14 protein-coding genes are annotated in these 15,042 nt (G+C 41.9%); 8 read left to right on the forward strand and 6 right to left on the reverse strand.

Features of this window, described 5'->3' with window-relative positions; all coding sequences use genetic code 11:
* Positions 1–26: 26 nt before the first annotated feature.
* The 3 genes from ACYTXL_RS34755 to ACYTXL_RS34765 form a co-directional block, all read right to left on the reverse strand.
* A complete protein-coding gene (locus tag ACYTXL_RS34755; protein WP_461928541.1) occupies positions 27–1,556 on the reverse strand; it encodes a bifunctional aminoglycoside phosphotransferase/ATP-binding protein in 1,530 nt (509 codons plus the stop codon).
* 225 nt (positions 1,557–1,781) lie between these two features.
* On the reverse strand, positions 1,782–2,381 hold the full coding sequence (locus ACYTXL_RS34760; protein WP_461928542.1) for a 50S ribosomal protein L25/general stress protein Ctc: 600 nt from the start codon (positions 2,379–2,381) through the stop codon (positions 1,782–1,784).
* 62 nt (positions 2,382–2,443) lie between these two features.
* Positions 2,444–3,787: an adenylosuccinate synthase gene (locus tag ACYTXL_RS34765; RefSeq protein WP_461928543.1), complete on the reverse strand. Its 1,344-nt coding sequence runs from the start codon at positions 3,785–3,787 to the stop codon at positions 2,444–2,446.
* A 649-nt stretch (positions 3,788–4,436) separates the two neighbouring features.
* Between ACYTXL_RS34765 and ACYTXL_RS34770 the strand changes: the two genes are divergently transcribed.
* Both ACYTXL_RS34770 and ACYTXL_RS34775 read left to right on the forward strand, forming a co-directional pair.
* A complete protein-coding gene (locus ACYTXL_RS34770; RefSeq protein WP_461928544.1) occupies positions 4,437–4,973 on the forward strand; it encodes a hypothetical protein in 537 nt (178 codons plus the stop codon).
* A gap of 233 nt (positions 4,974–5,206) precedes the next feature.
* Positions 5,207–5,686 (forward strand): hypothetical protein, encoded by a 480-nt coding sequence (locus ACYTXL_RS34775; RefSeq protein WP_461928545.1) that lies wholly within the window; start codon positions 5,207–5,209, stop codon positions 5,684–5,686.
* Between the two features lie 15 nt (positions 5,687–5,701).
* On the opposite strand, the gene ACYTXL_RS34780 is transcribed toward ACYTXL_RS34775, so the two are convergent.
* Positions 5,702–5,887, reverse strand: a complete 186-nt coding sequence (locus tag ACYTXL_RS34780; protein ID WP_461928546.1) for a hypothetical protein — start codon at positions 5,885–5,887, stop codon at positions 5,702–5,704.
* 389 nt (positions 5,888–6,276) lie between these two features.
* Between ACYTXL_RS34780 and ACYTXL_RS34785 the strand changes: the two genes are divergently transcribed.
* A complete protein-coding gene (locus ACYTXL_RS34785; RefSeq protein WP_461928547.1) occupies positions 6,277–8,067 on the forward strand; it encodes an ATP-binding protein in 1,791 nt (596 codons plus the stop codon).
* A gap of 159 nt (positions 8,068–8,226) precedes the next feature.
* Here the strand turns inward: ACYTXL_RS34785 and ACYTXL_RS34790 are convergent, their stop codons facing one another.
* On the reverse strand, positions 8,227–8,466 hold the full coding sequence (locus tag ACYTXL_RS34790) for a hypothetical protein (protein ID WP_461928548.1): 240 nt from the start codon (positions 8,464–8,466) through the stop codon (positions 8,227–8,229).
* Between the two features lie 92 nt (positions 8,467–8,558).
* Between ACYTXL_RS34790 and ACYTXL_RS34795 the strand changes: the two genes are divergently transcribed.
* The 3 genes from ACYTXL_RS34795 (at position 8,559) to ACYTXL_RS34805 (ending at position 10,597) form a co-directional block, all read left to right on the forward strand.
* Positions 8,559–9,548: a phosphodiester glycosidase family protein gene (locus ACYTXL_RS34795; protein WP_461928549.1), complete on the forward strand. Its 990-nt coding sequence runs from the start codon at positions 8,559–8,561 to the stop codon at positions 9,546–9,548.
* Positions 9,549–9,714: 166 nt separating this feature from the next.
* Complete coding sequence (locus ACYTXL_RS34800) at positions 9,715–10,026, forward strand: threonine dehydratase (RefSeq protein ID WP_461928550.1); 312 nt, start codon at positions 9,715–9,717, stop codon at positions 10,024–10,026.
* A gap of 430 nt (positions 10,027–10,456) precedes the next feature.
* Positions 10,457–10,597 (forward strand): hypothetical protein, encoded by a 141-nt coding sequence (locus ACYTXL_RS34805; protein ID WP_461928551.1) that lies wholly within the window; start codon positions 10,457–10,459, stop codon positions 10,595–10,597.
* Between the two features lie 379 nt (positions 10,598–10,976).
* On the opposite strand, the gene ACYTXL_RS34810 is transcribed toward ACYTXL_RS34805, so the two are convergent.
* A complete protein-coding gene (locus ACYTXL_RS34810) occupies positions 10,977–11,186 on the reverse strand; it encodes a hypothetical protein (protein ID WP_292799555.1) in 210 nt (69 codons plus the stop codon).
* A gap of 546 nt (positions 11,187–11,732) precedes the next feature.
* Here ACYTXL_RS34810 and ACYTXL_RS34815 point away from each other — a divergent pair.
* Both ACYTXL_RS34815 and mutL read left to right on the forward strand, forming a co-directional pair.
* Positions 11,733–12,782, forward strand: coding sequence for an adenosine deaminase (locus ACYTXL_RS34815; protein ID WP_461928552.1), 1,050 nt, complete (start codon positions 11,733–11,735; stop codon positions 12,780–12,782).
* Between the two features lie 271 nt (positions 12,783–13,053).
* Entirely contained in the window at positions 13,054–14,775 is a 1,722-nt protein-coding gene (gene mutL, locus ACYTXL_RS34820) for a DNA mismatch repair endonuclease MutL (RefSeq protein ID WP_461928553.1), read from the forward strand.
* Positions 14,776–15,042 lie beyond the last annotated feature (267 nt).

Consider the following 15,042-nt stretch of genomic DNA (forward strand, 5'->3'; position numbering starts at 1 on the left):
ACGAATTACGAATTACGAATTACGAATTATTTTAATTGTGCCTGTTGTGGTTGAGTTGTATCCAAAATCTTTACGTAGGCTTGTTCTTCTTCAGTGAAAGGTTCAGCTTGTTTGATTTGTGAAGCTAATAAATCGGTAGTGGCATCAGCAATATCACCAGTGCGATTGTTCAAACGCTCTTTTAGAACTTCAAGGGGTGCTGTGCATTGGATAATCTGAAAAGGAAGTTGGTGTTTGGTAGCTTGAGCGATCGCATCTTGCCGTAACTGCTGTCTATCATACTTGGCATCCAAAATCACCGGGAAACCTTGTTTAGCCAGTATAATTCCCAATTCTAACAGCCGTGTGTAAGTTTTCTCGGTCATCTCCGGTGTATATAAATCATCGCCACCCTTTTCCCACAGAGGAATTCCCCCTAAATGTTTCCGCACCGCATCTGAACGAAGGTGAATTGCTCCCAGTTGACGCGCTAAACCCCTTGCTGTAGTACTTTTACCAGAACCCGACAACCCGGACATCAAAATTACTTGTCCCAGCTTTGCTTTAGTGTAATCCCAAGCCTGTTTGTAATAGTCACCGGCGGTTTTTGTTGCTTCTTCCTTTACCGTCGCGGGTACATTCGGATCATCTAGCAAAAATGAAGTTACCTTTGCCCGGACATAAGCCTGACGACTTAAATACAAAGGCAACACCTGTAAGCCTTCCCAGTCTCCAGTTTGCTCTACGTAGGCATTCAAAAACGCATTACCTAAATCTTGACGTTGCCGCGCTTCTAAATCCATCACCGTGAACGCCACATCATACATCACATCGACAAAGCGAAACGGCTCATTAAACTCAATGCAATCAAACAGCAAGATTTTGTCGTGCCACAGCGCAATATTTCTCAGGTGTAAATCCCCGTGACCTTCACGAATATAATCGTTCTGAATTCTGCTAGCGAATAATTCTGGACGTTCGGCAAAAAAGTTATCTGTATATTGCTTTGTTTCGAGAAATTGCGCCTGAGTTTGCGGACCACCAATATATTTATCAGTTTGCTGATAATTCTCGTCAATTGCAGCCCGAACTTTTGGCACTTCACCAAAACTGCGAATATAATCATTCGTCTGTGCTTCGGCATGGTATTTAGCCACCACCCGCCCCAATTCTTCTAAATGTGAGTCATTTAAATTACCCTGTTCAAAAAGTGAACTTAATAGCGATTCTTGAGGAAACTGGCGCATCTTCAGCACGTATTCTACAGCCTCAGCCGTTCCCCCTAGCTGGTATTTCTCCCCTACCAAAGTTATGGGCAAAACTTCTAAATATAGTTCACCGGCACCGCGTTGATTTAACCGCAACTCTTCCTGACAAAAATGCTGCCGCTTCTCCAAGGTGGAAAAGTCCAAAAAGCCAAAATTCACAGGTTTTTTCAGCTTATAAGCATAATCTCCAGTTAACAGCACATAAGAAATGTGGGTTTGAATTAGTTCAATGGGTTCTGTTACTGGATGGGGATAAAATCCCGGCTGCAACATTTGCTGAATTAAAGCTGGAAGAGTCACTTCTGTCATCTCTGTCCTTTGCGCTCTCTGCGCCTTAAGCGGTTTAAATATAGGACTTACGCAAAGCAAACAATAGCCGAAAAGAATGCTCTTCAGGTAGGGGCAATACCCTGCGGTCAGCTAAAGCTATATGAATTGCCCCTACAGCGTGCCGTTTTGCGTAAGTCCTAAAATACAAAAAAACCAGGAGTTCCCCCCTGGCATCATCAAGAATTATTACACAGTTTACCTAGCTTAAGAAGCTGCTTCAGTTTCTGTCTCAACATCTTCAGCGCTAATTTGCGGTGGCAAAACGCTGACAACAAGTCGCTCTGGTTCAGCTATAGGTGTTACACCTTCAGGAAAGACTATATCACTAATACTCAAGCTGTCTCCCATTTGCAGGTTAGTGACATCGATTTCAATTACATCTGGGATATTTTCTGGCGCACAACTCACTTGCAATTCAGTGATTACGGTGTCTAACACTCCACCATCTTGTTTAACACCAATAGCAGTTCCCACAAAACGGAACCGAACTTCTACAGTGGTGTCGCCGTGGCCTGCAACCGCGAAAAAGCTGAGGTGGTAAGGGGTACCTTTTGCTGGATGGATCTGAAGTTCCCGCAGCAGGGCTTTGCCACGCCAAGGTACATCAGTCACGTTTAAATCAATCAAGGTGTTGTTGACTGAAGCTCTTTTGAGCAAGCGCTCAACAGTTTTGGCCTCAATGGTCAAAGAAATTGACTCTGTACCTTTATGACCATACAAATTGGCAGGTATTAGTCCTGAACGACGCAAAGCTCTGGGCTTGCTGCCTTCTGGACGTTTTAGAGATTCGACTGTAATAGCCATAGAAGTTATCCTTTGTCATTAGTCATTAGTCATTTGTCATTAGTCATTAGCTTATGACCAATTTACGCACTGAGCAGGGTAGCAGGTGTGCCGTCGGGATGCAATAAAGCGCGTTTGGGACCGTGAATTGGGTCTTCAACAATTATGGTTTGATCGCGGCTTGCTCCGAGTGAGACGATCGCGATCGGGACTTCCATCAATTCGGCTAAGAATTTTAGATAATCCAGTGCTTGCGGTGGCAAGTCTTCTAGGGTGCGGCATTCAGTTGTTGAAACTTGCCACCCTGGTAAGCTTTTGTAGATGGGGCGACATCTAGCAAATTTACGGGAACTGGTGGGGAAGTATTCGCTGCGATCGCCATCTATGTCATAAGCGACACAAACTTGGATTGACTCTAATTCATCGAGAACATCCAGTTTGGTCAGCGCCATACAATCCATGCCATTAATCCGCACGGCATAGCGACCGATCACGGCATCAAACCAGCCGCAACGCCGTTTGCGTCCGGTGGTTGTGCCAAATTCGGCACCGCGATCGCACAACAATTCTCCCAACTCTCCATGCAATTCCGTGGGAAATGGCCCCTCTCCCACCCGCGTTGTATAGGCTTTCGACACCCCAATTACCCGGTCAATCATTGTCGGGCCTACCCCTGTACCAACGCAAGCCCCCCCCGCCACCGGGTTAGAGGAGGTGACATAAGGATAAGTTCCGTGATCTAAGTCCAGGAGCGTACCTTGTGCGCCTTCAAACAAAATATTGCGCCGTCGTTGAATCGCATCAGATATTTTGAACGATGTATCAACAACGTAAGGCCGCAAGCGTTCTGCATACCCCAAATACTGTTCAATCACCTCTTTTGGATCTAGAGGCGGCAAGTTGTAAAGCTTTTCTAAAATGACGTTTTTATAATTAATCGTCCACTCCAACTGCTCACGTAGCCCATCGGGGTCCATTAAGTCTAAAACCCGAATCCCTATACGTTCAGATTTGTCCGCATAAGTCGGCCCAATGCCCCGACCTGTTGTGCCGATCTTATGGGTTCCCCGTCGTTCTTCGGATGCCTGATCAATCAACCGATGATAAGGCATGGTTACGTGGGCTGTCTCAGATATCAGCAGGTGGTCAGTGGAAATATTTAATTCTTTTAGTTGGTCGAGTTCTGCGATCAAAATCTGTGGATCAATGACTGTTCCACAGCCGATTATGCAATCGGTATTTGGATACAAAATACCAGAGGGAATTAAGTGCAGCTTAAAGGTCTGACCTTTGACTACAATTGTGTGTCCAGCATTCACACCACCTTGGTAACGTACCACAACATCTGCCGAACGGCTGAGTAAGTCAGTTATTTTACCTTTTCCTTCATCGCCCCATTGGGCACCTATGACAATGACGTTAGCCAAGAGCTTATATTAAGAAGTAAAGTTTCCACAAACTATAATTATCAACATATTGTTGGAATCATGTCAAGCTAATTGTCGAATAATCTCGATGTTTTGAATTTGTTATGGTAGCACAGCTAGCTGGTAAAATAACGAATTTGTCACGTATCTGCTGAATTTATATTTCGTTACATACTTGGAAATTTTCCCGCCCACTTACTTCTAACCTTGAACGATCTGCGAAAAATCACAACTAAATGTCACCTTGATATTGTGAGTGCGGCTGATCAATCTAGACAACTGATGATCGAAGCGCTATTTCGCGCTGATAAATTTGTAGATAAATGGGAGCATGAATTTTCATGGTATTGAATCTAAATTTTAGCATCAACTTATGAGTACTAGCGGGACTTCAACTCACGTTTATTGATGTTGAAAACGATCAGTATAATGGGCAAAAGTTAATAGACGCGATCGCGGTCTCTAACTTATATTTATCTTTCTAGAAAGATAAATAGATATTTACAAATGGTAGAGATTAGCACTGATCAGCCTTAAATAAGAGATGCTTATCCTAATCACCAAAAAATTATCAGTTTGTCACTACAATCGGATAATTTTTTTGGGATAATTGTATAGAAATAATTTTACTTTCGGGAATTTCGCAATCATGAACCCTAACCTTAAAGATATATCCCTCAATTCGTCCCGCCGTCAAATTATCAAAACTGGTCTCACCTTTGTGACTGGCTTAAGCACGACATCACTGCTATCTTTTTTGATGACCAAATCCCCAAAGCCAGCACAAGCAATTGTTGTGCAACGACCAAATGAGTTTGAACTTCAGGGCGAAGGTACTTACATCAAGTATTCAATTCTCAATGGAGTTCCACAGCTTGATTACAGAACTCAAAAGATTTCCCAGCATTTCAGTGGTGATCAAATTAAGACGTTGGCTAGTGATATCGGTACACTTGTGACGGTAATTATTAGCAAACCACCAAACCCTGAATTTGGAGGAAATATACTCAAACTAAGCTTCCTTTTACCAATTATCAACCTAGTTATCGGGACTAAAGAAACTACTGTCCAAACCGATGCAATTTTAACTACTGAAAAAACATCAGGATTTATTCGTACTCCCCTCTTTGGACAATTACAGTCATATCAGACTATAGTACTCAGGGGAACCGCTAGATACGTCTAAATAGAGCACCTATATAGGACTCGTATTTGATTTTTGAAAAAAATCAGTACACCCCGAAAAGGCTTCTTCTCCACTCCCATTCGGCTACGCTCACGGCAAGCCCACTCCCTGTCTACGCAAATAATTTCAAAAATCAGAGCAGACTGCTATATTACACCCATTTTTTTGTAACCAAATATTTCAAACCAGTTAGTACCTGTCTAAATAACTAAAAAAATCAATGTGAGGTGACAATGAAAGTTTTTAACTTCTATAAAATTAGCTTGGCTTCAGTGTTGTTAGCTACACCTTTATGTGTTTTCTCCCTAAAAACACTTGCACAAACTCCAATTATTCAAGAGCCAGGAGTTATTATTAATAGCGGTTCTACGAATACTTGCCAGTATATAATTCGGGTATTGCCATCAGGAAAAGCAACTTACACTGTTTGCAATAGGAAAGGTGCAGGTGAAATCAAAGTGAACACAGCTATGAAATTTTTCAATGATATTTCAGCAGCTCAACCACTGTCAAAATTACCATATAAGCCATGTGTGAAATCTGCTTCATTCGGTACATCAACTGAAGTCAGCTATCAAGGAAAAAAATCTCCAGATATTAGCTGTTCAACTAATGATTATAGAGTGACAAACCTGTATAGTGATACCAATAGCATTCAAAATGAATTGAAGTTTTCAACTTTCAGAACCAGTGGAGGTAATCCTTCCTTGTAGCTGGTATTCACCAATCTATCCAATCTTGTGGGGTGGGCAGCGTTCGACTGACTTGTACTGACTTGTACTGAGCTTGCCTGCCCTGAGCCTGTCGAAGGGTCGAAGTAGCGTTGTCGTTGGCGGAGCCTCTCGTAGAGAAGTAACGCTCACGCCGAAGTCTTGCCCGCCCGTAGCCCAAGGTTCTCGTGTCACCCACCCCACAAGAAATTGTTGAGTATTTTTTTATTTGTCAGTCCTTAAGTGCAGGCTGGTGGTTTGGAACCGAGCGTTACTTTGAGTCTTTGCTTTCTGAGATAGAAGTCCTTTAATGACAGGCTTGATTAAAGGCATTTTTAGCAGCATTAATGATGATAATTATCAACGCTCTGGATCACAGGCTGTATCGTTAATTTCCAAACTCCATTAGCTACACTATTGCTAAAAATGAATTTATATTAAAAATTAGCGGATTTATTTGTGACTATTATGTATAAATCATTATCACTAAAAATTTAAATATTTACAACTCTAACAGATTGTATTTTATTACCTATGTTCTCAAAATCCTTAAAATATTCTCAGTATTTGTTTTTAATCTTTAATCTTAACTGATGTGCGGCAGAAAGGGCGATCGCATGCTCAAAAAATGGTATCAAGTTCCAAAGCTGAAAGCAATATTCATCCTAGCATTCGCACTTGTATTTACTAATGCTGTAGTCTTATATAGCAACACTGCTAACCTGATTCACAACCAGCAATGGGTGACATACTCCTATGAAGCTATTACCCAGCTGGAAAATATCCAATCTCGACTCAAAGATACTGAAACTGCACAACGTAATTACCTAATTAGAGCAGATGCAGATGATTTACAAACCTATCTTGCAGCCGAACAACAAACTAATAGCAATATTCAGATTCTCAGCAAGTTAACTACTGATAACCATCAAAAGCAGCAGCCGAAAATTACCAACAGGTTCAACATTCTGCAACAAGAAATTTACCGCAGACATCGGCAGCAAATCCTATCTGATAAAGACAAGCAAATTCGCAAAGAGATCCAACAGCTGATTCACGACTCTTTAAAGGTGGAGCAAAATTTATTACAGCAGGGAATGCAGGAGTCACAAGCAAGTTCCCAAAAGGCGATAGTTACATTTTTTATCGCTGCTATTGTCGATTTGGTGCTAGTGGTGCTGCTGTATGATTTGTTGCGGCGTTATATCAGGCAACTTCACCATACGGAACTGGCTCTAAGCCAAAGCGAAAATCATTTACGAGCGATGATAGATGCAGAACCAAAATGCATCAAGTTAATTGCCAGGGATGGCACCCTTTTAGAAATTAATGCCTATGGGCTGGCAATGATGGAAGTGGAAAGTGCTGATGTCTTGATTGGTAAACCAATTGATGCCATAATTTTACCAGAGTATAGAGCAGCCTTTGCAGACTTGCATAAAAGTATTTGTCAAGGTAACAAGGGGACTTTGGAGTTTGAAATCGTTGGATTTAAAGGCACCCGCCGCTACATGGAAACTCATGCCGTACCACTGCGTAACGAATCTGATGGGACGTTCAGGCATTTGGCACTGATGCGAGATATAACCCAGCAAAAACAAGTGGAAGCTCAACTTCTGCGATCGCAACGTTTGGAGAGTATCGGCACTCTAACTTCTGGTATTGCCCATGACCTCAACAATATATTATCCCCAATTTTAATGTCAGTTCAACTGTTGCAAAAGAAATTGCCCGATCAGCAGAGTCAGCAAATATTGCAAACTTTAGAAAATAATGTTAAACGCGGCGCTAATTTGCTCAAGCAAGTTTTGTCTTTTGCACGGGGTATTGAAGGAAAACGGACAATTGTGCAAATTCAGCCTTTAATAGAGGAAATTGAGCAAATTGTCAATCAAACATTCCCCGAATCGATCATCTGCCAGACAGATATCCCCAAAAATCTCTGGTACGTTCGTGGAGACACAACTCAACTTTATCAGGTGCTGATAAATTTACTAGTCAACGCCCGCGACGCTATGCCTAATGGCGGCATTTTAAGGATCGTAGCAGAAAATGTGGTAATTGGTGAACATTCAGCCCAGATAAATATTGATGCGAAAGTGGGTTCTTATATTGCGATCGTGGTGACGGATACTGGTATAGGGATGTCCTCGGAAGTCCAAGAACAGATTTTTAAACCATTTTTCACCACCAAAGAGATAAGTAAAGGTACAGGTTTAGGACTTTCCACGACATTGGGTATCATTAAAAATCACGGTGGTTTTGTCAATGTTTACAGTCAGCTAGGCAGAGGTACTCAATTTACAGTGTACTTGCCTGCCTCAACATCCAGAGACATACATTTACTCTCTCCAGAACTGGAATCAGTTATAGGAGATGGCTAATTAATTTTGGTGGTGAAAATATCACAGACTAGAAAAAATCCTATCAACCAAAACTTTCTGCCCACTTTGGAAATGAGAACAGTCTAACTTAGTCCTCAGCCGAAATGTCACGGTCATAGCTACCCTGATAAGTCGTAAAAATTCTATATCCTGGTAATACTAAAGCAATTCCAGTGTAGCTGTGAATTTTACCGGGATATTATATTTATAGGGAATATCGTCTGGTACGCTCCCACCAATGCGAAAACTAAAACAAAGTAGCCATATATACAAACCCGGTAGTAGTAAATCCATGCTATATGCAATAGCTCTCATTGCCTCATTTTCTTTGAAAGAAGCAGAATTTCTGGCTATAGCGAATTTCTTGAAAATATTTTTCAGGTTTGTGGTTTCTAACATGCTCTTAATTTCAATCCCCAATAGGGATTTAATAAGTTTTAAGCGTTTCAATCCCTATTAGGGATAAGGTGTTTTACAAAATTTTAGCATGTATGGATGGTATAATCCCTATTTCGCTCGGCTGGACGATGTGTAGACGTTCCAAAATTCGATCAAGTTTTGCGGTACAATGTGCAACTGTTTGCCGCGATCGCGTAAGTTTAAAAGTGAGAAAAATTAAACTACTGAGTTTGATATTAATTAGTTTGGCAATGGCGCTGTGGTTTAATTTGCATTCCTCAACACCGTCAATACTGAGTGTTGCATCTTCACCACCAAAAACTATCCGCTACTTCCAGCGCACTTTGCCCCAAAGCATAGCTCATATCCTATTGATTCCAGCTAATAGCAGATTTTTAATAACTCCTGCACTATCACAGAAGGTAGCCACTGTAGAAGAATTTGCCGAGAAGCATCGAGCCGTAGCTATTTTGAACGCAGGCTTTTTTGACCCAGTTAACCAAAAATCTACATCATATATTGTCCGACAAGGGAAGTTGGTAGCTAACCCCAAAGAAAACGAGCGTCTGGTGAACAATCCCAACTTAAAACCTTATCTGAGTCAAATATTCAATCGCACAGAATTCCGCCGCTACTTCTGTGGGCAAACTATCACTTATTCGATTGCTTTACATAGTGACTCACCACCAGCAGGTTGTCAGTTAGTCGATGCTATAGGTGCAGGCCCACGCCTGTTACCAGAACTCACGTTAGTAAAAGAGGGCTTTGTGGATATTGCCAATAAACGAGATGCACTTGGCAGCAACCAACCCAATGCCAGAACTGCCGTAGGTATTACCCGTGATGGCAGCGTTGTTTTAGTTATGGTAGCTCAAAAACCCTCGGCTCCCGCTAATGGGGTATCCTTGCCAGCATTAGCTGATTTGATGAAAACTCTTGGTGCTGATAAAGCGATGAACCTGGATGGGGGAAGTTCGTCTTCGCTTTATTATAATGGCAAAACCTTTTACGGCAAGGTTGATTTGGAGGGAAATTCTATCAAGCGTCCCGTGAAGTCGGTTTTGCTGGTTCAGGAAAACTAGTATTGAACCGTATCATCGTAGCTATTGCCCTCTGCCGCCATTATCTAAACTGCACAAACCATATTATCGGGGCTACGCCTACCCACTGGTAGATTTTTACGATCGCCAGATTGATGCGATCGCAATTGAGTCACAATGATAATAGGCAATCATTGAAGGTGCTGTCATGCTTCGTCTACCTCAAATTATTCGGAACTTGTTCCTTCGTTTTGAAGGCTTGTTTGGTGTTTTATTCCAAAGTGTTTCTAATTTTATCGGAAATTTATTTGGTTTTTTTGCCAAGCTGTTCGGATTTACTAGCTCTGGTTATTTCTTGGAATCTGATGAGGTGCAAGGGATAAAGCAAGCTTCTGCTAAACAGCCAATTGAAAAGGTTCAGGATAACACTGCTAAAACTTCCACCACTGACAATCGTCGTCCTAATACCAAACTTGACGACTACTACCTGAATATGGCTCGTGATGTGAAAAAGAAATAACAAAAGCCATCAATTGCAGAATTATCTTAATAATGCGTAGACGCAAAGTGGCCTGTCCTTAAGAACGTCGATTAAATAAAATAGCAAAACTTCCTTCATCCTGCCTCTAGCTTCCCTCTCCTTTATAAGGAGAGGGAAGCTAGAGGGTGAGGTAAGCCAGAGACAGAAATTGTATATTATTTAATTCTTATTGGTTAGTACAGAACAGCACAAAAAGGCTATGGAATTTAATCATTCGTAGGTTCGGTGAAACAAACGCGAACAGCGGCCCGTAGGGAAGTGAAAGCCAACATCAAGTCTGAATATTTCCGAACCCCTTTTAAGGACTGACAAATAAAAAAATACTCAACTACTTATTGTAGGATGGGCGACACGAGGCCTCTAGCCAAAGGCGGGCAAGACTTCGGCGTGAGCGCTACTTCTCTACGAGATGCTCCGCCAACAACAACGCTACTTCGACGTCGCTCAGTACAAGTCAGTACAAGTCAGTCGAACGCTGCCCACCGCACAAGATTGGATAATTTATTTGTTAGAAATCCCTTACGGTGACGTGTCCTTAGACATGGGCTAAGGTGGACGCCTTGCACCATCATACTCCCAATTTTTATTCTCAGAATTTTATATATTCTCTAGAAACTAAGTACAGCTTCGCGTAAAATCGTAGCGTTTTGTTCAAAAAATGCTATCGCCTACACTGGTGTAGTGTGAGGGCGCTTTTATGAAAAATCATCCAGCCACAATTAACGGATTTAAATCTGCCCAGGCGTAGCCCGCACTTCTCTACGAAACCCTGCCCGTAGCTTGCTTCCACGTTCGCCTAGCCTCCCTTAGAGAAGTGGTACGGCAAGCTCTGTAACCACCGCAGGCATGACACCTTCTATGAAATTACATCCAGTTTGAGGCTGGACAAAAGCTAGAGAGATTTTTGAGATGGAATATTTATTTGATTTTTAACTTACCAAATCAACCAAGGCGTTGCTTCGGAAGCGGACTACAGATGAAACTGAGCAACCGCGATAATTCTCCGATGTGAATACTGATAGTGTAATATTAGCTTGACCGGGTTCTAAAATGCGTTTTACCTTGCAGGTTTGCATTTTGTTGTTGCAGTAAGCAATAATCCGATCGCCAGCCTTGACATCCAACGCTTGAATTTTCAATTAATACCAACCTTGCCAGGAGTTTGCTTAGTTAAAAGAAAAATATATTGCTATATTTTACTTGCTCAACAATATGAATGTTTTATTCAGTGTAGCACGAAAATTAAAGTGCTTAATATTATCAATTTAATCTTAATAATGTCAAGTTTATTTATGCTCAAAATACTATCTAAACCGCGTCTATCTTGAAACCTGTAGTTCTTCGGTGATGAAAAGGATTTGCCCTCATCCCCCAACCCCTTCTCCCAGATATGGGAGAAGGGGAGCCAGAATTTCAAAATCGCTCTCCCATATCTGGGAGAGCGATTTAGGGTAAGGGCAAAAACTACGGTTCTCAACTTAGATGAGGTTTAAATGCTGGATTTTCGGAAAATAAGGATAAAATCCCCACCTTCGCGCCACATCTAGGTTGGAGCTTGTGTTGAAAAATTCAGATGGTGGGAATCCTCTGCTCCAACTTCAGGGGAACTGAATTTTTTTGAGTAGAGATTTTTTATTACGATGTTTTTGTTACAATTATTAAAATTTTTAGTTAAAAATACCACTATGGCTTTATATGCTGAATTACATAGACATCTAGGCGGTTCGGTCGTACCGCGAGTTTTATGGCGATATTTTGAGCGACATTCTTCGGAGTTGATTTCCCGCTTTGCTGACTATTCAGAATTTGAAGATTTTTATACCCGCCCACGCAATACCCTAGATGAGTATCTAGAATTACACACTCTGGTAGAAAGTGTACAAACTGTGGAGACTTTGCCTTACTTTATTTATCGCTTAGTGCGGGGTGCTTACATCTTTGAAAATTTGGCTTATCTGGAACTGCGCTATACTCCCTATTTACGGACACCTGAGCATCTGAATCAATCACAGAGAATTGACAAGATGGCAGAAATTGTACAAGTAGTTGGACTTGCTAGCCACCAGCCAGAATATCCGATTGTTACTAGCCAAATTCTCTGTATGCACACGCGCCTACCATATCAGGTGAACAAGGCGATTGTTGATTTGGCGGCGCAAAATAAACAGTATATCTGTGCAGTAGATGTAGCAGGGGGTGATAGCTATTACGCCGATCGCTTAGAAGAATGGATTAGCTTATATGATTATGCGCGATCGCTGGGCGTTAAGACCACCGGACATCTATATGAAACCACCGCCGGTTGTTACCCAGAATTGTTACCCTATTTGATGCGGATTGGTCACGGCATTCAAATTCCCCTACTATATCCAGAGTTACTTAATGATGTGGCTAAACGCGGACAATGTTTAGAGGTTTGTCCGACAACTTACCTAAAAACTGGTACTTTGCAGGATATACGTCAACTCAAATTAGTTTTTGACCGTTGTTTTGATGCTGGGGTAGATATCGCTATCTGTACTGATAACGCTGGACTGCATAATGTGCGTCTACCGTTTGAGTATGAAAATCTCTTGACTTACGACATTATTAACTTTGAACAACTACAAGCTTGTCAAGATGCAGCTTTCCGTCATGCTTTTGCTTGGCCTTACACTCAACGTCCCGCATCCCTGTTAAACGGTTTGCTGAAACCTGAACCACCTAAAGTTTTGGCAATAAGGGATAGTAATTAGTGACCATCTAGAGGTAAGCAGAAAGTCAGGTGATTTAATGTTAATTAATGTTGCGATCACTGATTTTTTCTGCTGGCGTAAAGAAAGCTTTAAGACATCTCTAGAAATTAAATGTGTGTTATCCAGAACACTTGTAGAGACGTAACACTGCTACCTCTCTACATAAGATAGACTTCTTGCAATAAATCAAAAAAAGAACCCCACCCCGCCTTTAACTTACGTTAAAGTCTCCCCCAGTTCACTTGTTCCCAGAAGCTATAAACTATAATTTATGGCATCTACTATTCAAGCTTTACCAACAGAAGTCGTATATCTCATTACAGCTGGTGAGGTAATCGACTCTTTAGCTTCTGTGGTGCGGGAATTAATAGAAAATTCCTTAGACGCAGGTGCAACCCGAATTGTGGTTTCTCTATGGCCGCAGCAATGGCGAATTCGTGTGGCAGATAATGGTTGTGGAATGAACTTAGATGACTTGCAACAAGCAGCCACAGCCCACAGCACCAGTAAAATTCGCTCTAGTGATGATTTATGGAAAATTAACAGTTTAGGGTTTCGTGGTGAGGCGTTGCACAGTTTGACGACTCTGGCAGATTTGGAGATTTTGAGTCGTCCTGTGGGTGGGAAATTAGGATGGCGGATTAGTTATGGCGATGGTGGGGAAGTTGTGCAAGTTGAAGTAACTGCGATCGCACCTGGTACAGTAGTTACAGTTTCTCATCTTTTCGGTAATTATTCATCTCGTCGTCAGGGATTGCCCACAGCAGCACAGCAAATGAAAGCCGTGCAAGCCACAATTCAACAAATTGCTTTATGTCATCCCCACGTCACCTGGCAGATTTGGCAAAATGACCGTCAATGGTTTACCATCTCTCCTGCCGCCACAACTGGCCAGCTACTACCGCAGATTTTACCGCAAGTGCGACCAGGTGACTTGCAAGAAGTGAAACTCGAAATCCCCAACCCTCCCCACTCCTGTACAGACTCGATTAATCGCGTCTCTCCTAACTCCTCACTAAATTTAGTGGTAGGATTACCCGATCGCACTCATCGTCATCGTCCAGATTGGGTACGTGTAGCCATCAACGGACGGATGGTTAAGACACTGGAACTAGAGCAAACGATATTATCAGCATTTCATAGAACATTACCACGCGATCGCTATCCAATTTGTTTCTTACATCTTGCCATTTCTCCGGAGCAAATTAACTGGAATCGCAATCCTGCAAAAACAGAAATTTACCTCAACGAAATCATTTATTGGCAAGAGCAAATTACCCAAGCAATTAACCAAGCACTCAGCATTTCTTCTACTAATCTTAAAGAAGCTATCCACACAACACGACTGAGTAAATTACTCAAAGCCGCAGAAGCCAAAGGCGGTTACAATTTAAATCCTCAAAATCCCAAAACTCCTAGCCCTGGTACAGACGCGATTAATCGCGTCTCTCCTAACTCCTTAAAGGCTATCGCTCAAGTTAGCAACACGTATATTGTGGCGGAACATTCAGGTGGTATGTGGTTAGTAGAACAGCACATTGCCCATGAGCGAGTTTTGTATGAGCAATTGTGTGATAATTGGCAACTTGTCCCTGTCGAACCGCCAATAATTCTTTATCAATTGTCGCCAGCGCAACTATCGCAACTACAACGCATCGGCTTAGAAATAGAACCCTTTGGCGAACAACTTTGGGCAGTTCGTAACATCCCCGCACCTTTGCAACAGCGAGATGATTGTGCAGAAGCAATTTTAGAACTTAGTTTGGGGGGCGACTTACAAACAGCCCAAGTAGCCGTTGCCTGTCGCAGTGCCATTCGTAACGGTACACCCATGAATCAACAAGAAATGCAGACACTTTTAGATAATTGGCAACGCACTCGCAATCCGCGCACCTGTCCCCACGGACGCCCAATTTATCTATCCTTAGAAGAATCAGCTTTAGCCCGGTTTTTCCGGCGTAATTGGGTAATTGGTAAAAGTCATGGAATTTGATGTTTTGCGTGAGACATCTTTAGTCATCTTACAATATGTGTAAAAATGGAAACCACAACTAAAAAACAACACTAAATACAAAATTTCATTAATTCGTAGCGAATTCTCTGCGTACCTCTGCGCTTCCCTCCGCGCCCCTTTGCGTTTAAATATCAACTCTCAATTCGCCACAATTTTACGCAAAGCTGTACTAAGATAACAAGCACGAAATTTGGAGAGATAAATGGAAGATAACATAGGACAGGTAGTAGATGCCATAGCACATAT

Source organism: Nostoc sp. (assembly GCF_054880495.1).